Raw genomic sequence first — 19,420 nt, forward strand, 5'->3', positions numbered from 1 at the left:
GTAAAGGACTGATCCAGGCGTCGAGGGCACCTGACGAAAGGCCTTGCAGTACACGACGGCGGTTGAAACCGTCGCCGTCATCAGGTGGGCTCATGGCGTTCTTCTCGCCATGCTCCCCCTGGCTAACGGTCGGACGCGCAGGGCGCATCCGACCACCGTCTTACTTGATCTGACGCTGCGGTGCCTTGTGCACCATGGTGTAGGCGTAATCCACGCCCATGCCGTAGGCGCCGCTATGCTCCAGCACCAATTGCATGACGGCCTCGTAAGTCTCCTTGTGGGCCCAGTCGCGCTGGTATTCCAGCAATACCTGTTGCCAGGTCACCGGAATGGCCCCGGCCTGGATCATCCGTTGCACGGACATGTCATGGGCCTCTTGCGAGGTGCCACCAGAAGCGTCGGTGACAATATAGACCTCGAATCCTTCCTCCATCGCTTCCAGTGCGGGAAAGGTCAGACAAACCTCGGTCCAGAGCGCCGCCATTACCAGCTTCTTGCGCCCGGTGGCCTTGACCGCTGCTACCAGGTTCCTGTCGCCCCAGGAGTTCATCGAAGTGCGCTCGATCGGTTGCTGACCCGGGAATACGCCCAGGATCTCGGGCCAGATATAGCCACTGAAACTGGTGGTTTCGACGGAGGTGAGAATCGTTGGCACGTTGAACAATTTAGCGGTCTTGGCCAGCGCGACGGTGTTGTTCTTCAATTGCTGGCGGTCGATCGACTGCACGCCAAAGGCCATTTGCGGCTGGTGGTCAATCAGGATCAGAGCGCAATTGTTCGGATTGAGCAGTTCGCGAATAGACATGACAAGTTCCTTGAGTCTGGAATGAGAAAGCCGGCGCAGACAGCAACCTGGCTGAGAGCTAGTCTGTTGCTGCTTATCCAGCTAAACAATTACCTGGAATGGGGACTTATTGATTCCGTATTGGGGACAGTGATGGATCGAATCGATTGCATGCGTACTTTCGTTGCCACCGTGCGCCATAACGGCTTCGCCGCAGCTGCCCGAGCGCTGGACATGCCACGCTCCAGGGTCAGCAAACAGATTCAGGCGCTGGAAGACGGCATCGGTGTACAGCTGCTGTTGCGCACCACCCGCAGCCTGCACTTGACCGAGGCCGGAGCTGAGTATTTCGATGCGGCGCGCGAAGTGCTGGCCTCACTGGACGAGGCTGAGCAGCGCGCCCGTGACGGCATCGGTGAGTTGCGTGGGGTGTTGCGGATCAATGCGCCGATGTCGTTCGGTCTGCGGCGGTTGGGGCCGCTGATCCCGGTGTTTCATGAGTTGCACCCGAAAGTCGAACTGCAACTGGTGCTCAGCGATCAGCAGGTCGATCCGGTGCGCGGTGGTTTTGATGTCACGATCCGGATTGCCAGCCTGCCGGACTCGTCTTTATTGACTCGACCTTTGGCTCCGGCCCCGCGGGTGCTGGTGGCCTCACCAGCTTATCTGGCGCGATCGGGTACGCCGCAAACGCCGCAGCAATTGAGTGCACACCAATGTCTGGGTTACTGCTACCTGCAAAGCGGCGTGAGCCTGGCGTTAAGCAAAGGTCAAGAGACTCAGCGTGTGCAAATGAACGGACCGATGAGCGCCAACAACGGTGATCTGTTGGCCCAGGCAGCAGAGGCGGGGATGGGGATTGCCTTGTTGCCGAACTTCATCGTTGACGAGGCGTTGGCCGCAGGCAGGCTGGTGACGGTGCTGGAGGACTGGAGTGCGCCGCCGATCACGATCAATGCGGTGTACCTGAGTGCCCGACATGTGCCGAAAAAGATTCGGACTTTTATCGATTTTCTGGTGGAGCAGTTGAGCGACTCATGAGGCAAAAGTCCGGGCCCTGGATACACGAATCCCGCCATAAAGGCGGGATTCGTTTGCAGCCGGACGTGCTCCCGATGGCCGGGGGCCGCGTGCTCAGGACGGGAACAGTTCGCTCAGCTTCATCGCCAGCATCATGTCGCCTTCGGCGCGCAGTTTGCCGCCCATGAAGGCCTGCATGCCGTCGGTCGAACCGTCGACGATGCCTTCCAGGGTTTCGCCGTCCATCACCAGAGTAACCTGGGCGTCAGGGTTTTCGCCTTCTTTCAGCTCGCAGGTGCTGTCTTTTACGACCAGCGAGAAGTTTTTGGTGTCATCGATGCGAAAACCGAATACCAGGTCCAGGCCCGCAGCGGCGGCTGGGTTGAACTTGGCTTTCATTGCTTGTACGGCGTCAGCTACGGAGGTCATGGTTCGATCCTTTTATGGGTGATTACAACAAGGGTCACAGTTAGCCGGCACTCAGCGAAAGGTGATGAGTTCCGGGGCCTTCAGCAGTTGCAAATGCGCATGACTGTTGAAGGAAGCCAGGGTCACCTCGCGATCACGAAACTTGATCAGGTTGAGCGAGGTGTTGACGATTTGCCAATTCAGTTCAAAGGCCTGCGCGGCAGGCATTCGGGTAATCAGGTGGAGCAGGGCGGTGATAGTGCCGCCGGAAGTAAACACGGCGATCTTCTGGGTGTTGTCCGCTTGTTCGAGGATGCGCTGCAAACCTGCCTGGACGCGCCCGACAAAACCCAGCCAGCTTTCCAGCCCCGGTGTGTCATAGGCGCCGCTGAGCCAGCGTTCGATGATCAAGGCGAAGATCCGCTGGAACTCTGCACGGTTTTGCGTGGCATTGCGCAGGATATCCAGCGCTTCGGGTTCGTCCGGCAGCAGGCCTGGAAGCAGGGCGCGGATGATGGCGTCGGCATCGAACTCGTTGAAGGCCGAATCGATTTCCAGGGGCGGAACCGGCATGCCGACGGCGTTGAACTGTTCAAGCGCCGAGCTGGCGGTGTGCTGTTGCCGGCGCAAGTCACCCGACAGACAGCGATCGAAGTTCAGGCCAAGTTCAGCCAGGTGGCTGCCGAGCACTTGCGCCTGGCGTATACCGGTCGGTGACAGCACGTCATAGTCGTCTGCACCGAATGAGGCCTGGCCATGTCGAATCAAGTAGATGCTGCCCACGTCCGCGTCGTCCCGGTGCGTTGTAAGTTTTGCGAGGTTATGAGGATGCCGGTGGGCTGTCAATGAAAAAACATACGCTTGTTTGAAATGTCCGTTGGAGGCCCGTTACAGCAGGTTTCACGGCTGGCCGTAAGGCGGGCGCATGGGTATGCTTGAGGTATCCCGCGCCCGATTGTTCAGCGGCGCACAGTATTAAGGAGTCCCTGTGGAGTTTCTTGCCGAGTACGCAAGTTTTTTGGCTAAAACCGTCACCTTGGTCATCGCTATTCTGGTGGTCCTGGCCAGTTTCGCGGCCCTGCGCAGCAAAGGCCGGCGCAAGGCTGCGGGCCAGTTGCATGTCAACAAACTCAATGATTTTTATAAAGAGCTGCGTGAGCGCCTCGAGCAGGCCTTGCTGAGCAAGGATCAACTCAAGGCCTTGCGCAAATCCCAAGGCAAGCTCGAGAAAAAGCAGAAGAAACAACCGGAGGCCAAGCCACGGGTATTCGTGCTGGATTTCGACGGCGACATCAGAGCCTCCGCCACTGAAAGCCTGCGCCACGAAATCACCGCGCTGTTGGCCCTCGCCACGCCCAAGGATGAAGTGGTGCTGCGCCTTGAGAGTGGTGGCGGCATGGTCCACAGCTACGGTCTGGCTTCTTCGCAACTGGCGCGAATCCGTCAGGCTGGCGTGCCGCTGACCATCTGCATCGACAAGGTCGCAGCCAGCGGCGGCTACATGATGGCCTGCATCGGCGAGAAGATCATCAGCGCGCCGTTCGCCATCCTCGGTTCGATCGGTGTGGTGGCCCAGCTGCCCAACGTCAATCGCCTGCTGAAAAAGCACGATATCGACTTTGAGGTACTGACCGCCGGTGAGTACAAGCGCACCCTGACTGTGTTTGGCGAAAACACCGAGAAGGGCCGGGAGAAATTCCAGGAAGAACTGGACATCACCCATCAACTGTTCAAGAACTTCGTCTCGCGCTACCGCCCGCAACTGGCCATCGACGAAGTGGCGACTGGCGAAGTCTGGCTGGGTGTTGCAGCACTGGACAAACAACTGGTTGACGAACTGAAGACCAGCGACGAATACCTCTCCGAACGCGCCAAGGGCGCCGAGCTGTACCACCTGCACTACGCCGAACGCAAAAGCCTGCAAGAGCGCGTGGGGCTGGCGGCGAGCGGTTCGATCGATCGTGTGTTGTTGAGCTGGTGGAGTCGTTTGACGCAGCAGCGGTTCTGGTAAGTCGCCTTGCTGCTTCCCCTGTAGGAGCGGACTAATCAGACACAAAAAAGCCCTGAAACCTGGATGTCCGGTTTCAGGGCTTTTTGTTTTTGCCTGTCGTTTAGCGTCGACGGAACAGCGGCAGCGGTTCGTCGGTGGCGGCCTGATAGGTCACCGAGAAGTCCTTGAGGCTTTCCAGGGCTTCGTACGGGTCTTTGTCTGCGCGCAAGGCGTAGGCATCGAAGCCGCAACGGTGCAGGTAGAACAGCTGGTCACGCAGCACGTCGCCGATAGCCCGCAGTTCACCCTTGTAGCCATAACGATCACGCAGCAGGCGAGCGTTGGAGTAGTTGCGGCCGTCGGTGAAGGCCGGAAAGTTCAGGGCAATCACCTGGAAGTCTGTGATGTCGTCGCCGATTTCCTCGGCTTCTTCATCCGCGTCCAGCCAGACACCCAGGCCGCCGTCACGGGCCTTGAGGGCGTGAGCGTGGTCACGCCACAGGGCCAGCGGGACGATCAGGTCGTCGCAGTTGGAAATGCCGTCGAGGGTCGCGTCCTTGGGCAGCAAGTGCCAGGTTTCGTCGACGACCTCGTTGTTCTTAATTATTCGTTGCATAGACGCGCTCCTTGAAGAGGTCAATGCCGATACGTTGGTAAGTGTCGATGAAGCGCTCGTCTGGAGTACGTTGTTCGACGTACACGTCGATCAACTTCTCGATCACGTCAGGCATTGCATCCTGGGCGAAGGATGGGCCGAGGATCTTGCCCAGGCTGGCATCGCGGCTGGCGCTGCCACCGAGGGAGACCTGGTAGAACTCTTCGCCTTTCTTGTCCACCCCGAGAATGCCAATATGGCCGACGTGGTGGTGACCGCAGGCGTTCATGCAGCCGGAAATGTTCAGGTCCAGCTCACCGATATCGAACAGGTAGTCCAGATCGTCGAAACGACGCTGGATCGATTCGGCGATAGGGATCGACTTGGCGTTGGCCAGGGAGCAGAAGTCACCGCCCGGGCAGCAGATGATGTCGGTCAACAGGCCGATGTTCGGCGTGGCGAAACCGTGCTCGCGCAACTCGCCCCACATGGCGAACAACTGGCTCTGTTCGACGTCGGCGAGAATGATGTTCTGCTCGTGGGAGGTGCGCAGTTGACCGAAGCTGTAGCGGTCGGCCAGATCTGCAATCGCGTCCAGCTGCTTGTCTGTCACATCGCCAGGGGCAACGCCGGTCGGTTTCAGCGACAGGGTCACGGCAACATAACCCGGCTTTTTGTGCGCCAGGGTGTTGCGGGTACGCCAGCGGGCGAAACCTGGATGCTGTTTGTCGAGTTCGGCCAGCTCTTCGGTCTGGTCGACCAGGGCTTTGTAGTCCGGGTCGACGAAGTGCTTGGCGACACGATGCACTTCGGCGTCGGTCAACGTGGTTTGGCCGCCGCGAAGGTGGGCCATTTCCGCATCGACTTTTTCGGCGAACACTTCAGGTGTCAGTGCCTTGACCAGAATCTTGATCCGGGCCTTGTACTTGTTGTCACGACGGCCGTAGCGGTTGTAAACACGCAAAATGGCGTCGAGGTAGCTCAACAGGTCTTGCCACGGCAGGAACTCATTGATGAAGGCGCCGACCACCGGCGTCCGGCCCAGACCGCCACCCACCAGCACCCGGAAGCCCAGCTCGCCAGCGGCGTTGTGCACCGGCTCAAGGCCGATATCGTGGACTTCAATGGCCGCGCGGTCCGAGGTCGAACCGTTGATGGCAATCTTGAACTTGCGCGGCAGGTAGGCGAATTCAGGGTGGAACGTCGTCCACTGACGAACGATCTCGCACCATGGGCGCGGATCGATCAATTCATCGGCAGCGACACCGGCGAACTGGTCGGTGGTGACGTTGCGCAGGCAGTTACCGCTGGTTTGAATGGCGTGCATCTGCACGGTTGCCAATTCAGCCAGGATATCCGGGATGTCTTCCAGCGCCGGCCAGTTGAACTGCACGTTCTGCCGGGTGCTGATGTGGGCATAGCCCTTGTCATAGTCGCGAGCGATTCTGGCCATCATTCGCGCCTGGCGCGAAGTCAGTTGGCCATAGGGCACGGCGACCCGCAGCATCGGGGCGAAGCGTTGGATATAAAGACCATTTTGCAGGCGCAGGGGGCGGAATTCTTCTTCGCTCAGCTCGCCTGCCAGATAGCGTCGGGTCTGATCACGGAACTGCTTGACGCGGTCCTCGATGATCCGCTGATCGTACTCGTCATATACGTACATAGGTGTCCTGTTCTCAGGCTGCAAATCTGCGCGCACGGCCGCGCACTCCCAACGGAGCCGAGGCACGATACCAGTTTGCAGTTATGCGCAAAAGTGATGTTTGAGTATATGCAAAGAACCAAAACGACTAATGAGATTAACTATTGTCTTACCCCCATTTGTGGTGCGGGGAATACTGGACTTAACTGTGCTCGAGTCTTTATGCAATCACCGATAAAACCGACAAGAGGCGATGCAATGAGCAACCCAACCAAAGCAAGGAAAAGCGACAGCAGTGTCGACGCGTGGGCGATTTTTTTTCTGATCATCCTGGTGGTATCGACCGCAGTGTTCTGGGTCAGCCATCAATAAGCGACCTGTCCGGGCCCTGAACCGACGATTGTCGGACAAAAACGGCAATGAAGCGCAGTTTGCCAGCATTTTGCCAGCTATAATGCGCGGCTAATTTCCGGGGCTCGGATGACCATGTTGAAGTTCCTCTGTGGTGTGTTGCTGGCGCTTGGCACGGTTTTCGGGCCTGCTGCGCAGGCGGAGTCAGTGTTGTTCCTGAATCCGGGAATCAGCACGGAAACGTTCTGGGTCAGCTATTCGCAATTCATGCAGGCTGCGGCCAAGGATCTTGGCATGGACCTGCAAATTCTCTATGCCGAGCGAGTGCCCGAGACCAATCTCAAGCAGGCTCGTGAAGCCCTTCAAGGGCCTAATCGTCCGGATTATCTGGTGTTCGTCAACGAGCAATATGTCGCTCCGGAAATCCTGCGCCTGTCCCAGGGTAGCGGCGTGAAGCTGTTTATCGTCAATAGTGGCCTGACGCCCGACCAGCTCAAGCTGTTAGGTGAGCACGGCAGCAAGTATCCCGACTGGATTGGCGGCATGCTGAGCAATGATGATGACGCCGGTTACCTGATGCTCAAGGAGTTGATCCGTCAGCACGGTCCTGTGGCGTCAGGCCAGACCATCGATCTGTTGGCGTTCTCCGGGATAAAAATCACCCCGGCTGCACAGTTGCGTGAGCAGGGCCTGCGGCGGGCCCTGGCTGAGCATCCTGAAGTGCGATTGCGTCAGTTGGTGTATGGCGAGTGGAGTCGTGAGCGAGCCTATGAACAGGCCAGGCAACTGCTCAAGCGCTATCCGCAGACTGCATTGATATGGTCGGCGAACGACCAAATGGCCATGGGGGCGATGAAGGCGTTGGAGGAGGTGGGAGGCCTGCCTGGGAAAGATGTGTTGTTCAGCGCGGTCAACAGTTCGCCAGAGGTGTTGCAGGCGCGTGTCGATGGTCGTCTGAGTGCACTGGTCGCCGGGCATTTCACCCTCGGCGGCTGGGCCATGGTGCTGTTGCATGACCACGCCCGGGGGATCGATATCGCCCGCCACGGTGGTCGGACCCGACAAGTGCCTTTGCTGCAGCTGATCGACCGGCAGCAGGCGCAGCGTTTATTGGGACTCAAGCAAACCGCGGATTACAAAGTCGACTTTCGCGCACTCTCGGCACAAGGCAAGCCGTCCTCATACCGCTATCCGTTCAGCCTGCAACTATTGATGCGCTGACCAGCGCTTCAAACACCCGCCAAATGCAAGACCAGTTTCACGATACCGAACAGCGTCAGCGCGAAGACCGCCGTGAACAGAATACCCAGTATCACGAAGTGACTGGGTTTGCCGTGAGTGAAATCCCGGGCGCGATTCTTCCCGCTTTGCACGCCGAATGCAGCGGCCATCACACTTTGCAGCATCTGCCAGAAGGTCGGTGGCTTGTTCTTGGCTGGATCGTCCATAAATCCCTCGACACGGGTTGCGTGAAGAGAGCATAGACGTCCAGGGATGGTGTGGCGAGGGAGCTTCCCTCGCCACAGGGTGTGGTCAGTTGTCGTATCCCAGGTTAGGCGCCAACCAGCGCTCACTCACACTCAAGTCCTGACCCTTGCGCGCGCTGTAGCTTTGCACCTGGTCCTTGTCGATCTTGCCCACGGCAAAGTACTGCGCTTGCGGGTGGGCGAAGTACCAGCCACTGACGGCCGCAGCCGGGAACATTGCGTAGTGCTCGGTGAGGAACACGCCGCTGCGGCCGGCTTTGAGTTCTGTCGCAGCAGGGTCCAGCAGCTTGAACAACGTGCCTTTTTCGGTGTGGTCCGGGCAGGCCGGGTAGCCGGGGGCAGGGCGGATACCGCTGTATTGCTCTTTGATCAGCGCTTCGTTATCGAGCTGTTCGTCCTTGGCATAACCCCAGTAGTCTTTGCGCACCTGCTGGTGCAACCACTCGGCGCAGGCCTCTGCCAGACGGTCAGCCAGTGCCTTGACCATGATCGAGTTGTAGTCGTCGCCCTTGTCCTGATAGGCCTTTGCCACTTCTTCGGCACCGATCCCGGCGGTGGTGATAAAACCGCCGACATAGTCGGTGATGCCGCTGTCTTTCGGTGCGACGAAGTCGGCCAGCGAGAAGTTCGGCTTACCGTCGGTCTTGATGGTCTGCTGGCGCAGATGATGCAGCTTGGCCAATGGTTGGCCGTCGTCGCCGTAGACTTCCAGGTCATCGTCCTGCACTTGATTGGCCGGCCAGAAGCCGAACACTGCACGGGCGCTAATGAGTTTTTCGTCGATCAGCTTGGCGAGCATTTCCTGAGCATCGGCAAATAACGAGGTGGCTGCTTCGCCCACGACTTCATCGGTGAGGATGCGCGGGTACTTGCCAGCCAGATCCCAGGAGATGAAGAACGGCGTCCAGTCGATGTATTCGGCCAGAACCTTGAGGTCGATGTTGTCCAGTACCTTGGCGCCGGTGAAGGTCGGCTTGACCGGCTGGTAGCTGCTCCAGTCGAACTGCGGCTTCTTGGCGATCGCCACCGGGTAGCTCAAGCGTTCGGTACGGGCGCTGCGGTTGGCAGTGCGCTCGCGGACTTCGATGTATTCCAGGCGGGTCTTTTCGACGAAGCCGGGTTTCAATTCTTTGGACAGCAACTGGGTCGCCACGCCCACGGCGCGTGAGGCGTCGGTGACGTAGACCACCGCGTCGTTGCTGTACTTGGGCTCGATCTTCACCGCGGTGTGGGCTTTGGAGGTGGTCGCACCGCCGATCATCAGCGGCAGATAGAAATCCTGGCGCTGCATTTCGCGGGCGACGTGGACCATTTCGTCCAGCGACGGGGTGATCAGGCCGGAGAGACCGATGATGTCGCACTTCTGTTCTTTGGCCACCTGGAGGATTTTCTCCGCCGGCACCATCACGCCGAGGTCGACGATGTCGTAGCCATTACAGCCCAGCACCACGCCGACGATGTTTTTGCCGATGTCGTGTACGTCGCCCTTGACCGTGGCCATGAGAATCTTGCCCTTGGCTTGCGGCTTGTCGCCTTTTTCCAGCTCGATGAACGGGATCAGGTGGGCAACGGCCTGCTTCATGACACGGGCAGATTTCACCACCTGTGGCAGGAACATTTTGCCGGAGCCGAACAGATCACCGACGATGTTCATGCCGGACATCAGCGGGCCCTCGATCACTTCGATCGGGCGCGCGAACGACAGCCGGGATTCTTCGGTGTCTTCGACAATGTGCGTAGTAATGCCTTTGACCAGCGCATGCTCCAGACGCTTGTTGACGTCCCAGCTGCGCCACTCGCCCGTTTCGGCTTCCTTGACGCTGCCGTCGCCCTTGTACTTGTCGGCGATGGCCAGCAAGGCGTCGGTGCCTTCCGGCGTGCGGTTGAGCACCACGTCCTCGACGGCATCGCGCAACTCGGCCGGGATCTGGTCGTAGATCTCCAATTGGCCGGCATTGACGATGCCCATGCTCAGGCCGTTGCGGATCGCATGCAGCAGGAACACCGAGTGGATCGCTTCACGCACCGGGTTGTTGCCACGGAACGAGAACGACACGTTGGACACGCCACCGCTCGTCAGCGCGTAGGGCAGGTGGTCACGGATATAGGCGCAGGCGTTGATGAAGTCGACGGCGTAGTTGTTGTGCTCTTCGATGCCGGTGGCGATGGCGAAGATGTTCGGGTCGAAGATGATGTCTTCCGGCGGGAAGCCCACCTCGTTGACCAGGATGTCATAGGAGCGTTTGCAGATTTCCTTTTTGCGCGCTTCGGTGTCGGCCTGACCGGCTTCGTCGAAAGCCATCACCACCACTGCAGCGCCGTAGCGCTTGCACAGTTTGGCGTGATGAATGAACTGTTCGACACCTTCCTTCATGCTGATGGAGTTGACGATGCCTTTGCCCTGGATGCACTTGAGGCCAGCTTCGATGACTTCCCACTTGGAGGAGTCGATCATGATCGGCACGCGGGAGATGTCCGGCTCACCGGCGATCAGATTGAGGAAGGTCACCATGGCCTTCTTCGAATCGAGCATGCCCTCGTCCATGTTGATATCGATCACCTGCGCGCCGGCCTCGACCTGCTGCAGGGCGACTTCCAGCGCTTCGGTGTAGTTGTCTTCGCGGATCAGCCGGGCGAAACGCGCGGAACCGGTGATGTTGGTCCGCTCGCCGACGTTGACGAACAACGACTCGCGATTGATGGTGAACGGCTCCAGGCCCGACAGCCGGCAGGCCTTTGGAATGTCCGGAATCGGCCGCGGTGCGTAGCTGGCCACCGCTTTGGCGATCGCCTCGATGTGCGCGGGGGTAGTGCCGCAGCAGCCGCCGACGATATTCAGGAAGCCACTTTGGGCGAACTCTTCGATGATTTTCGCGGTATCGGCCGGCAGTTCATCGTATTCACCGAACTCGTTGGGCAGGCCGGCGTTCGGGTGGGCGGAAATATAAGTGTTGGCCTTGTCCGACAGCTCTTCCAGGTACGGCCGCAGTTCACGGGCGCCAAGGGCGCAGTTCAGACCGACGGAAATCGGTTTGGCGTGGCTGATGGAGTTCCAGAAGGCTTCGGTGGTCTGACCGGACAGGGTACGACCGGAGGCGTCGGTGATGGTGCCGGAAATCATGATCGGCAGTTCGAAACCCAGCTCTTCGAACACGCCCTGCACGGCGAAGATCGCGGCCTTGGCGTTCAAGGTGTCGAAGATGGTTTCGATCAGGATCAGGTCGGCGCCGCCTTCGATCAGGCCTTTGGTGGCCTCGGTGTAGTTTTCCACCAGTTCGTCGAAGGTCACGTTGCGGTAGCCGGGGTTGTTCACGTCCGGTGACAACGAGCAGGTACGGCTGGTAGGGCCGAGCACCCCGGCGACGAAGCGTGGCTTGTCCGGGGTTTCCAGGGTCTTGGCGTCGGCCACCTTGCGCGCCAGACGCGCGCCCTCTACGTTGAGTTCATAGACCAGCGCTTCCATGCCGTAATCGGCCTGGGACACTTGGGTGGCGTTAAAGGTGTTGGTTTCGAGAATGTCGGCACCAGCATCCAGATACGCCTTCTCGATCGCCCCGATCACGTCCGGGCGGCTAAGAATCAACAGGTCGTTGTTGCCTTTGACGTCGCTCGGCCAGTCAGCGAAGCGTTTGCCACGGTAGTCCTGTTCCTCGAGCTTGTAGCTCTGGATCATCGTGCCCATGCCGCCATCGAGAATCAGGATGCGCTCTTTGAGGGCTTGATGGAGAGCTTGAAGGCGAGCGCTGCGATCGGACATAGGACTACCTGGAAAGGCCAATACAAAGAAGGGCGATGATAGCAAACCTGTGTGCTTTTAGAGCATGGCAGGCTTTTGCATGAATATCGCTCATGTTGGTGGCCGGGTTAGACCGGTAGAATCGCGACGTTTTTCTATCGCCGGAACCAGGGACATGTCTTATCGCGTTGTCATCGGCAGTATTTTGCTGCTGTTCAGTTTCGCCGCCACAGCGCAAGGTCCGGCGCCAGCGATTTCCTATACCCGTGATATTCAACCGATCTTTACCGATAAGTGCGTGGCCTGCCATGCCTGCTATGACTCCGCCTGTCAGCTCAATCTGGGCAGTGGGGAGGGTGCGGCACGGGGCGCTACGAAAATGCCGGTCTATAACGGCCAGCGCAGTCAAGCCTCAAGGCCGACGCGGCTGTTCTACGACGCCTTTGGCAAGGCGGCCTGGCAGCGTAAGGATTTCTATTCAGTGCTCGATGCTCAGGGCAGCCAGGCGGCGCTGATGGCGCGAATGCTTGAACTGGGCCACAAAACGCCACTTCGGCCCAACGCGAAGTTGCCCGAGGAGATCGTTTTGGGCCTCGAGCGCGAGAACATGTGCCCAATGCCGGGCGAGTTTGACAGCTATGCCGGTGCACATCCCAAAGAGGGCATGCCGCTGGCGGTGACGGGCCTGACCGATCAGCAGTACCAGACCCTGCAACGCTGGTTGGCGTCAGGGGCGCCCATCGATGATCAAGGCCTGGCGCCCAGTGCCCAGGAGGCGTTGCAGATTGTTCAGTGGGAAAGCCTGCTCAATGCCCCGGGCGCTCGGGAAAGCCTGGTCGCTCGATGGCTGTTTGAGCATTTGTTCCTGGCACACATCTATTTCAAGGGCGGTGAGCCGGGGCATTTCTTCCAATGGGTGCGTTCGCGTACGCCGCCGGGGAAGCCGATCGACCTGATCGCCACCCGTCGTCCAAATGACGACCCCGGTACTCAGATCTATTACCGCTTGTGGCCGGTGCAGGGTGTGATCGTGCACAAGACCCACATCACCTTTGGCCTGGGCCCGGCGAAAATGGCGCGGGTCAAAACCCTGTTCTACAGCGGTAACTGGCACGTCAATGCGTTGCCCGGTTACGGGCCGGAGCGGCGGGCCAATCCGTTCGAAACGTTCGAGGCGATTCCGGCGCAAGCGCGTTATCAGTTCATGCTCGATAATGCCGAATACCTTGTGCGGACCTTTATCCGTGGTCCGGTCTGCCGAGGGCAGATTGCTACTGACGTGATCCGCGACAACTTCTGGGCGTTGTTCCAGGCGCCGGAACATGACCTGTACATCACCAACCGCAACTACCGCACTAAGGCAACGCCGTTGCTGGCGATGCCGGGACAAAATGATGATGTCGGCAGTGTCTTGACCCTGTGGCACAATTATCGCGACAAGCGCAACGAATACGAAGCCTTGCGCCGGGACACCTACGCCGATGCGCCAGCACCGAGCTGGTCGACCCTGTGGGCCGGCAACGACAACGCCTTGCTGAGCATTTTCCGCCACTTCGACAGCGCCTCGGTGAACAAAGGCTTGATCGGTGACGTACCGCAAACGATGTGGCTGTTCGACTATCCGTTGCTGGAACGCACGTATTATCAGTTGGCGGTCAATTTCGATGTATTCGGAAACGTTTCCCACCAGGCCCAGACCCGTCTGTATTTCGACCTGATCCGCAACGGCGCCGAGCAGAACTTCCTGCGCCTGATGCCGGCCGATTCCCGGGACGATTATCTCGACGATTGGTACCAGAGCAGCGGCAAGATCAAGATGTGGCTGGACTATGAAAGCATCGACAACGACAAACGCACCGCACTGAAGCTGGATGAAAAGGACCCGAAGCGCGATTTCGCCAACCAACTGCTGGCGCGCTACGGTGACTTGAACGCCAGGCCTGACCCGATCAATCGCTGTGACGGCGCGTATTGCTCACGGCCGAATATCGATCCGGCCCTGCAAGACGCCGAACAGGCCTTGAGTCGCCTGGTCTCGCGCCCGGCCGCGGGGCTTCGGGTCATCGATCAGTTGCCAGAGGCCACGATGCTGCGCATCGAGACCAAAAGCGGCAAGCGTGAGGTCTACAGCCTTCTGCGCAACCGCGCCCACAGTAACGTGGCGTTCCTGCTCGGCGAGGCGCTGCGTTATCAACCCGGGTTGGATACGTTGACGATTTATCCAGGCGTACTCAGCAGCTATCCGAACTTCATCTTCAACATCCCGGCCGAGCAGGTTCCCGAGTTTGTTGCGCGAATGGAGAGCGCCAAGGATGCTGATCACTTCGAGAAAATCGTTGATCGCTGGGGGATTCGTCGCAGCCATCCACAGTTCTGGCAGTACTTCCATGACCTGACCGAGTACATTCGCGCAACCGAGCCGGTGGAAGCGGGCGTGCTGGACATGAACCGCTACGAGAACCTGTAATCGATGGTGAGGATGGCCGGTTCTTTCCCGACAAAAATACTAGGACTTTGTCCGGCGCGATGATTGGCGTAAACTGCGTCCAAGCCTGCGAGGAGTTTCCATGACCGCTATTACCATTACCGATGCTGCCCACGATTATCTGGCTGATCTGCTTTCCAAGCAGAACACCCCGGGAATCGGCATCCGAGTCTTTATTACCCAGCCTGGCACCCAATACGCCGAAACCTGTATTGCCTATTGCAAGCCGGGCGAAGAAAAACCGGAAGATACCGCGCTGGGGCTCAAAAGCTTCACCGCTTATATCGATTCCTTCAGCGAAGCCTTTCTGGACGATGCCGTGGTTGATTACGCCACCGATCGTATGGGCGGCCAACTGACCATCAAGGCGCCAAACGCCAAAGTTCCGATGGTCAACGCTGACAGCCCGGTGAACGAGCGCATCAACTATTACCTGCAAACCGAAATCAACCCGGGGCTGGCCAGCCACGGCGGTCAGGTCAGCCTGATCGATGTGGTTGAAGACGGTATCGCCGTGCTGAAATTCGGCGGTGGTTGCCAGGGCTGCGGCCAGGCTGATGTCACCTTGAAGGAAGGCATCGAGCGCACACTGCTTGAGCGTATTCCGGAACTTAAAGGTGTACGCGACGTCACCGACCATACGCAGAAAGAAAACGCCTACTACTAAGGTGTTCGCTGCAAACAGAAAAAACGGCGCCCCGTGAGCGCCGTTTTTTTATGCCTGGGATTTGAGGTGGCCATTACATGGCCCTCGTATTGATCGTTCCCATGCTCCGCGTGGGAATGCAGCCCGGGACGCTCCGCGTCCCAGAAGCTGACGCAGAGCGTCCGTTGAGGTGTTCCCACGCACGAGCGTGGGAACGATCATGTTCAGGGTCTGTACAAATGCGCATGCCCGGCACGATACAGCGACGATTCACTGAAATTGTCGCTGGCCAGCACCCGACCCACCAGGATGAGCGCGGTACGACGAAATCCCTTTGCCTGAACCTTTTCAGTAATATCAGCCAATGTGCCCACCACCCAATCCTGATCCGGCCAGGTGGCGCGATGAATCACTGCAATCGGGCAGTCCAGGCCATAGTGCGGGACCAGTTCGGCGATGATTTTCTCCAGATGATTGACCCCCAGATGAATCGCCATGGTTGCTCCATGCTGTGCCAGGCTGCCGAGTTCTTCCCCGGCCGGCATCGCCGTTTTGTCGGCATAGCGGGTCAGAATCACGCTCTGGGACACGTCCGGTAGCGTCAGCTCCGCCCCCAGCAGGGCCGCGCAGGCTGCGGTTGCCGTCACGCCAGGGATGATTTCAAAGGGAATATTCAACTCGCGCAAATAGCGAATCTGCTCGCCAATTGCGCCGTACAGGCTCGGATCGCCGGAATGCACCCGGGCCACGTCCTGACCTTTGCCATGGGCGGTCTTGATCAATTCAATGATCTGCTCCAGGTGCAATTCTGCGCTGTTGATCACCTGGTCGGCCTGGTGGCCTTCCAGCACGGCAGCGGGCACCAGCGAGCCGGCATAGATGATGACCGGGCAACTGCGGATCAGCCGCTGGCCTTTGACGGTGATCAGTTCCGGGTCGCCGGGACCTGCGCCGATAAAGTAGACGGTCATGGCTGTTTCCTGTGCAAAGTCGTGTCGGCAATGCTTCAGATGAAGATTGCTCATGATCAAGGGCGGGGATTATCGGGGATTTTACGGCGCAGATGCCAATGCAAAGGTGGCCTGGGCGTATTTCTGTCGCGAGATCAGCAGTTTGGCCGGGCTTTGCGTCAGATGCTCGGCCAGTGCCAGCGCAGCGCTTTCGGCCACGCCATAGCAACCGGTGCGTTCAAAGGCGATCTCTGAGCGATGACTCAGTTGTGGCTCATAGGCGGCAAGTTGCGCACTGCTGAAGAATGTCAGCGGCAATGCCAATTGTGCAGCCAGCTCAAGCAGGCCAGGCTCCTCTCGTTTCAGGTCGATACTGGCCAGGGCCTGGATCGCTTGCAGATCGATGTGGTGAGCCTGCAACGCCTGATCGAGCAACGCCTGTAGCGTGGCGGCGGGGCAGCCACGCTGGCAGCCCAGGCCGACCACCAGGGTCGGCGCTGTGCTGATGTCAGTCATGCGCGGTATTGGCCTTCGCTTTTGCGACGGAACAACCAGGCGCTGATCAGGCCCAGGGCCAGCCAGAACGCCGCGTTGGTCAGTTGCGAAGCGATTTTGAATTGTGCTTCGAGCGCTTCCGGCGCCAGGCTGGAATGCACCTGCGGTTGCGGCGCGCCAATGATGTGCGGTACCGCCAGAATTGCCACGCCGAGAATCTTCAATAGCCAGTGTTTGCCAAACACGATCAGCGCAATGCCGACAGCGGTGGACGCCGCGGTCCCGGCCCACCAGGTCTGCCGTTGCAGCAGGTCAGCGGCGGCAGTGCCGGGCAGCTCCGGCGGCAGGCCCATGGTCGGTGCCAGGCAGAAGGTCGCGTAACCGGCCAGGCCCCAGAGCAAACCTTCGGACGTGCGACCCGGAGCGCGCAGGGTATAGAGACCCGCAAGCATCAGGGCGAAACCGACGGCCACCACCAGATTGCCACCGGTGGTCGAGAGCACGCGCTGCCAGCCGTCCTCCGGCTCCCAGGCTTCGGCATCGTGGGTATGACCGGCCATGGCGCCTTCAGCGTGTTCGTGAACTTCGGCGGCCGGGGCCTTTTCATAGGTTTCCGCCTGGAGAATCAGCGGCGCGACCCAGAAGCTTTGCAGCAAGGTCAGCAACAAGGCCGCGAGCAGCCCTGTGAAACCCGCGGTTTGCGCAATACGCTTGATCATGTCAGCAGGTCTCAATGGCACGGAAAAGCGGAGCTGTGACGGGTGTCGTGGGCGGCGTTGTGCACCGCTTCGATATGCGAGAAACCGGCGAAATACACCAGGCACGCGCCCAGAATCGATGCGCCGATGGCGGCAATCAGACGTTGGCTCAGGGTGGACGTGGTGCTGGCGGTGCCTGCGTGGCGGGTGCTGCTGATGATCGACATGGCGCTTCCCTCTGATGTGTCAGCGGGTGAATCGAGCGCATGAAAACCCCTGCGAGACAGGCTCGCAGCGGTTCAAACAGCGCCCGCCCACCGCGGGTTTGTTATTTCAGTATTGCGGGCCGGTCTCCGGGCTCACGAGGGGTTTGGGCCAGCGCCTTCACCTGCAAGAGTCGCCTTCCCATGCCGAACTGCTGGCACAGTGGATCTGACTCTTCGCTCGCTTACCGTTGCGGGGGCAGCACCGGACTGATCAAGGCTTTGAGTAAAGCACATGACTCACCGGTTTCCCGTTTCACCCTGTGAAGGGCACCCGTAACAAGTTGCGTAGGAGAGCATGGGCGGGGGATGAGAGTCAATTGGCAAGGTTTCTCACTTGTTGGACCGAGGCGCTTCCATCGCGAGCAAGCTCGCTCCTACAAGGGGACCGCGATTGAATGTAGGAGCGAGCTTGCTCGCGATGGCGTCGTCACAGTCACCATAGATCTCTGTCCGGACATTGACCCGCCCCCAAGCGATGCGTAGCCTTGCGCTTTCGAGGTTCTTCGGCACTCTCGCCGAAGCTAAGAAGGGAACGCGGTCAATGCCGCGGCTGCCCCCGCAACTGTGAACGGTTCCGTTTCTGCCATGCCACTGCACCCTCTATCCATAGAGCGAGCGGGAAGGCGTAGAAATCGCCAGTCGAAAGACCGGCAGGCCGTCAGCCAGGAGACCTGCCTCGTACCAGATTCTCACTACAACCGGGCGGGGTGATCCGGTGGCGAAATCTTCCGCGCCCATCGGTGTGGTTGTCGTCCCGTATGCCCGCCACCTTGCCAAAGGGCATCCGATGAAAACACTGGCCAAACTTCCCGTCACCATCGTCACCGGCTTCCTCGGCTCGGGCAAAACCACCTTACTGCGGCATATGCTTGATAACGCCCAGGGCCGCCGCATCGCGGTGATCGTCAACGAATTTGGCGAGCTGGGCATCGACGGCGAAATTCTCAAGCAATGTTCCATCGGTTGCACTGAAGAAGAGGCCAGCGGCCGGGTCTATGAACTGGCCAACGGTTGCCTGTGCTGCACCGTTCAGGAAGAGTTCTTCCCGGTGATGCGCGAGCTGGTTGCCCGTCGTGCCGACCTGGATCACATCCTCATCGAAACCTCTGGCCTGGCGCTGCCCAAACCGCTGGTGCAAGCCTTCCAGTGGCCGGAAATCCGCAGTGCCTGCACTGTCGATGCAGTGATCACGGTGGTCGACAGCCCGGCCGTGGCCGCCGGCACCTTCGCTGCGTTCCCGGATCAAGTCGACGCCCAGCGCAAGCTCGACCCGAACCTGGACCACGAATCACCGCTGCACGAACTGTTCGCCGACCAGCTGGCCAGTGCCGACCTGGTGATCCTCAACAAAGCCGACCTGATCAGCCCTGAAGACCTGGCCAAAGTGCGCCTGGAAGTCGCCGAAGAACTGCCGCCAGCAGTAAAAATCATCGAAGCCAGCAGCGGTCGCTTGCCTCTGGAGGTTTTGATTGGTCTGGGCGCCGGTTCCGAAGAGCATATCGACAGCCGTCACAGCCACCACGACCATCACCACGACGGTGATGCCGATAGTGAAGGGCATGATGACCATGACCACGACGCCTTCGATTCCATTTCCATCGAGCTGCCCCAGGCCGACGAAAGCCTGCTGCTGGATGCCCTGACCCAGCTGGTGGTTCAGCACGGCATTCTGCGGGTCAAAGGCTTCGCGGCGGTTGCGAACAAGCCGATGCGCTTGCTGATCCAGGGCGTGGGCACGCGCTTCGACAGACATTTCGACCGTGCCTGGCGCGCCGATGAGCCGCGTGCAACGCGCCTGGTGCTGATTGGCCAGGAACTGGATGCCGCTCTGATCGAAGCGCAATTGCGCGCCGCACTCGGCGCCTGA

The 19,420-nt window shown here is 59.4% G+C and carries 17 protein-coding genes and 2 riboswitches; of the genes, 6 read left to right on the forward strand and 11 right to left on the reverse strand.

What is annotated here, in order from left to right:
* Window positions 1-160 precede the first annotated feature (160 nt).
* Window positions 161-805 (reverse strand): hydrolase, encoded by a 645-nt coding sequence (locus tag AC07O1_RS28245; RefSeq protein ID WP_495090920.1) that lies wholly within the window; start codon window positions 803-805, stop codon window positions 161-163.
* 132 nt (window positions 806-937) lie between these two features.
* Between AC07O1_RS28245 and AC07O1_RS28250 the strand changes: the two genes are divergently transcribed.
* Window positions 938-1,825 (forward strand): LysR family transcriptional regulator, encoded by an 888-nt coding sequence (locus tag AC07O1_RS28250; protein WP_495090921.1) that lies wholly within the window; start codon window positions 938-940, stop codon window positions 1,823-1,825.
* A 93-nt stretch (window positions 1,826-1,918) separates the two neighbouring features.
* On the opposite strand, the gene AC07O1_RS28255 is transcribed toward AC07O1_RS28250, so the two are convergent.
* Together AC07O1_RS28255 and AC07O1_RS28260 are read right to left on the reverse strand one after the other, a co-directional pair.
* A complete protein-coding gene (locus AC07O1_RS28255) occupies window positions 1,919-2,233 on the reverse strand; it encodes an SCP2 sterol-binding domain-containing protein (protein WP_494993293.1) in 315 nt (104 codons plus the stop codon).
* A 51-nt stretch (window positions 2,234-2,284) separates the two neighbouring features.
* The gene (locus tag AC07O1_RS28260; RefSeq protein ID WP_495090922.1) at window positions 2,285-2,995 is read right to left on the reverse strand and encodes a histidine phosphatase family protein; all 711 of its coding nucleotides are present in this window, start codon (window positions 2,993-2,995) and stop codon (window positions 2,285-2,287) included.
* A 205-nt stretch (window positions 2,996-3,200) separates the two neighbouring features.
* Between AC07O1_RS28260 and sohB the strand changes: the two genes are divergently transcribed.
* Window positions 3,201-4,223: a protease SohB gene (sohB, locus tag AC07O1_RS28265; protein WP_495090923.1), complete on the forward strand. Its 1,023-nt coding sequence runs from the start codon at window positions 3,201-3,203 to the stop codon at window positions 4,221-4,223.
* Between the two features lie 100 nt (window positions 4,224-4,323).
* Here sohB and AC07O1_RS28270 read toward each other — a convergent pair whose 3' ends face one another.
* Together AC07O1_RS28270 and AC07O1_RS28275 are read right to left on the reverse strand one after the other, a co-directional pair.
* The gene (locus tag AC07O1_RS28270) at window positions 4,324-4,818 is read right to left on the reverse strand and encodes a DUF934 domain-containing protein (protein ID WP_495090924.1); all 495 of its coding nucleotides are present in this window, start codon (window positions 4,816-4,818) and stop codon (window positions 4,324-4,326) included.
* Entirely contained in the window at window positions 4,802-6,460 is a 1,659-nt protein-coding gene (locus tag AC07O1_RS28275) for a nitrite/sulfite reductase (RefSeq protein WP_495011472.1), read from the reverse strand. Before AC07O1_RS28275 ends, AC07O1_RS28270 begins: the two co-directional genes overlap by 17 nt.
* Before the next feature lie 465 nt (window positions 6,461-6,925).
* Here AC07O1_RS28275 and AC07O1_RS28280 point away from each other — a divergent pair, with 465 nt between their 5' ends.
* Complete coding sequence (locus AC07O1_RS28280) at window positions 6,926-8,011, forward strand: ABC transporter substrate-binding protein (RefSeq protein ID WP_495090934.1); 1,086 nt, start codon at window positions 6,926-6,928, stop codon at window positions 8,009-8,011.
* An 8-nt stretch (window positions 8,012-8,019) separates the two neighbouring features.
* Here the strand turns inward: AC07O1_RS28280 and AC07O1_RS28285 are convergent, their stop codons facing one another.
* Both AC07O1_RS28285 and metH read right to left on the reverse strand, forming a co-directional pair.
* Window positions 8,020-8,238, reverse strand: coding sequence for a DUF2970 domain-containing protein (locus AC07O1_RS28285; protein WP_494993288.1), 219 nt, complete (start codon window positions 8,236-8,238; stop codon window positions 8,020-8,022).
* 85 nt (window positions 8,239-8,323) lie between these two features.
* A complete protein-coding gene (gene metH, locus AC07O1_RS28290; RefSeq protein ID WP_495090925.1) occupies window positions 8,324-12,034 on the reverse strand; it encodes a methionine synthase in 3,711 nt (1,236 codons plus the stop codon).
* A 154-nt stretch (window positions 12,035-12,188) separates the two neighbouring features.
* Here metH and AC07O1_RS28295 point away from each other — a divergent pair, with 154 nt between their 5' ends.
* Window positions 12,189-14,480, forward strand: a complete 2,292-nt coding sequence (locus AC07O1_RS28295) for a fatty acid cis/trans isomerase (protein WP_495090926.1) — start codon at window positions 12,189-12,191, stop codon at window positions 14,478-14,480.
* Window positions 14,481-14,580: 100 nt separating this feature from the next.
* A complete protein-coding gene (nfuA, locus tag AC07O1_RS28300; protein ID WP_007946504.1) occupies window positions 14,581-15,165 on the forward strand; it encodes a Fe-S biogenesis protein NfuA in 585 nt (194 codons plus the stop codon).
* Between the two features lie 203 nt (window positions 15,166-15,368).
* Here the strand turns inward: nfuA and cobM are convergent, their stop codons facing one another.
* The 4 genes from cobM to AC07O1_RS28320 form a co-directional block, all read right to left on the reverse strand.
* Window positions 15,369-16,115 (reverse strand): precorrin-4 C(11)-methyltransferase, encoded by a 747-nt coding sequence (gene cobM / locus AC07O1_RS28305; protein WP_495090927.1) that lies wholly within the window; start codon window positions 16,113-16,115, stop codon window positions 15,369-15,371.
* A gap of 81 nt (window positions 16,116-16,196) precedes the next feature.
* A complete protein-coding gene (locus AC07O1_RS28310) occupies window positions 16,197-16,610 on the reverse strand; it encodes a cobalamin biosynthesis protein (RefSeq protein ID WP_494993284.1) in 414 nt (137 codons plus the stop codon).
* Window positions 16,607-17,308 carry a CbtA family protein gene (locus tag AC07O1_RS28315; protein ID WP_494993283.1) on the reverse strand — a complete coding sequence of 234 codons (702 nt, stop codon included), beginning with the start codon at window positions 17,306-17,308 and terminating at the stop codon, window positions 16,607-16,609. Before AC07O1_RS28315 ends, AC07O1_RS28310 begins: the two co-directional genes overlap by 4 nt.
* A gap of 11 nt (window positions 17,309-17,319) precedes the next feature.
* Window positions 17,320-17,514 (reverse strand): CbtB domain-containing protein, encoded by a 195-nt coding sequence (locus AC07O1_RS28320; RefSeq protein WP_494993282.1) that lies wholly within the window; start codon window positions 17,512-17,514, stop codon window positions 17,320-17,322.
* Between the two features lie 100 nt (window positions 17,515-17,614).
* Window positions 17,615-17,843: riboswitch (cobalamin riboswitch) on the reverse strand.
* Window positions 17,844-18,032: 189 nt separating this feature from the next.
* A riboswitch (cobalamin riboswitch) is annotated at window positions 18,033-18,246 on the forward strand.
* Between the two features lie 94 nt (window positions 18,247-18,340).
* On the opposite strand from AC07O1_RS28320, the gene cobW reads away from it, so the two are divergent.
* Window positions 18,341-19,420 (forward strand): cobalamin biosynthesis protein CobW, encoded by a 1,080-nt coding sequence (cobW, locus tag AC07O1_RS28325; protein WP_495011533.1) that lies wholly within the window; start codon window positions 18,341-18,343, stop codon window positions 19,418-19,420.

The sequence above is a fragment of the Pseudomonas sp. GW821-FHT07G10 genome (assembly GCF_059418545.1).

Excerpts from the sequence above, each read along its gene's own strand:
- AC07O1_RS28245 (WP_495090920.1), bottom strand. The coding sequence starts at position 805 with ATGTCTATTCGCGAACTGCTCAATCCGAACAATTGCGCTCTGATCCTG.
- AC07O1_RS28250 (WP_495090921.1), top strand. The coding sequence starts at position 938 with ATGGATCGAATCGATTGCATGCGTACTTTCGTTGCCACCGTGCGCCAT.
- AC07O1_RS28255 (WP_494993293.1), bottom strand. The coding sequence starts at position 2,233 with ATGACCTCCGTAGCTGACGCCGTACAAGCAATGAAAGCCAAGTTCAAC.
- AC07O1_RS28270 (WP_495090924.1), bottom strand. The coding sequence starts at position 4,818 with ATGCAACGAATAATTAAGAACAACGAGGTCGTCGACGAAACCTGGCAC.
- AC07O1_RS28275 (WP_495011472.1), bottom strand. The coding sequence starts at position 6,460 with ATGTACGTATATGACGAGTACGATCAGCGGATCATCGAGGACCGCGTC.
- AC07O1_RS28280 (WP_495090934.1), top strand. The coding sequence starts at position 6,926 with ATGTTGAAGTTCCTCTGTGGTGTGTTGCTGGCGCTTGGCACGGTTTTC.
- AC07O1_RS28285 (WP_494993288.1), bottom strand. The coding sequence starts at position 8,238 with ATGGACGATCCAGCCAAGAACAAGCCACCGACCTTCTGGCAGATGCTG.
- metH (WP_495090925.1), bottom strand. The coding sequence starts at position 12,034 with ATGTCCGATCGCAGCGCTCGCCTTCAAGCTCTCCATCAAGCCCTCAAA.
- AC07O1_RS28295 (WP_495090926.1), top strand. The coding sequence starts at position 12,189 with ATGTCTTATCGCGTTGTCATCGGCAGTATTTTGCTGCTGTTCAGTTTC.
- nfuA (WP_007946504.1), top strand. The coding sequence starts at position 14,581 with ATGACCGCTATTACCATTACCGATGCTGCCCACGATTATCTGGCTGAT.
- cobM (WP_495090927.1), bottom strand. The coding sequence starts at position 16,115 with ATGACCGTCTACTTTATCGGCGCAGGTCCCGGCGACCCGGAACTGATC.
- AC07O1_RS28310 (WP_494993284.1), bottom strand. The coding sequence starts at position 16,610 with ATGACTGACATCAGCACAGCGCCGACCCTGGTGGTCGGCCTGGGCTGC.
- AC07O1_RS28315 (WP_494993283.1), bottom strand. The coding sequence starts at position 17,308 with ATGATCAAGCGTATTGCGCAAACCGCGGGTTTCACAGGGCTGCTCGCG.
- AC07O1_RS28320 (WP_494993282.1), bottom strand. The coding sequence starts at position 17,514 with ATGTCGATCATCAGCAGCACCCGCCACGCAGGCACCGCCAGCACCACG.
- cobW (WP_495011533.1), top strand. The coding sequence starts at position 18,341 with ATGAAAACACTGGCCAAACTTCCCGTCACCATCGTCACCGGCTTCCTC.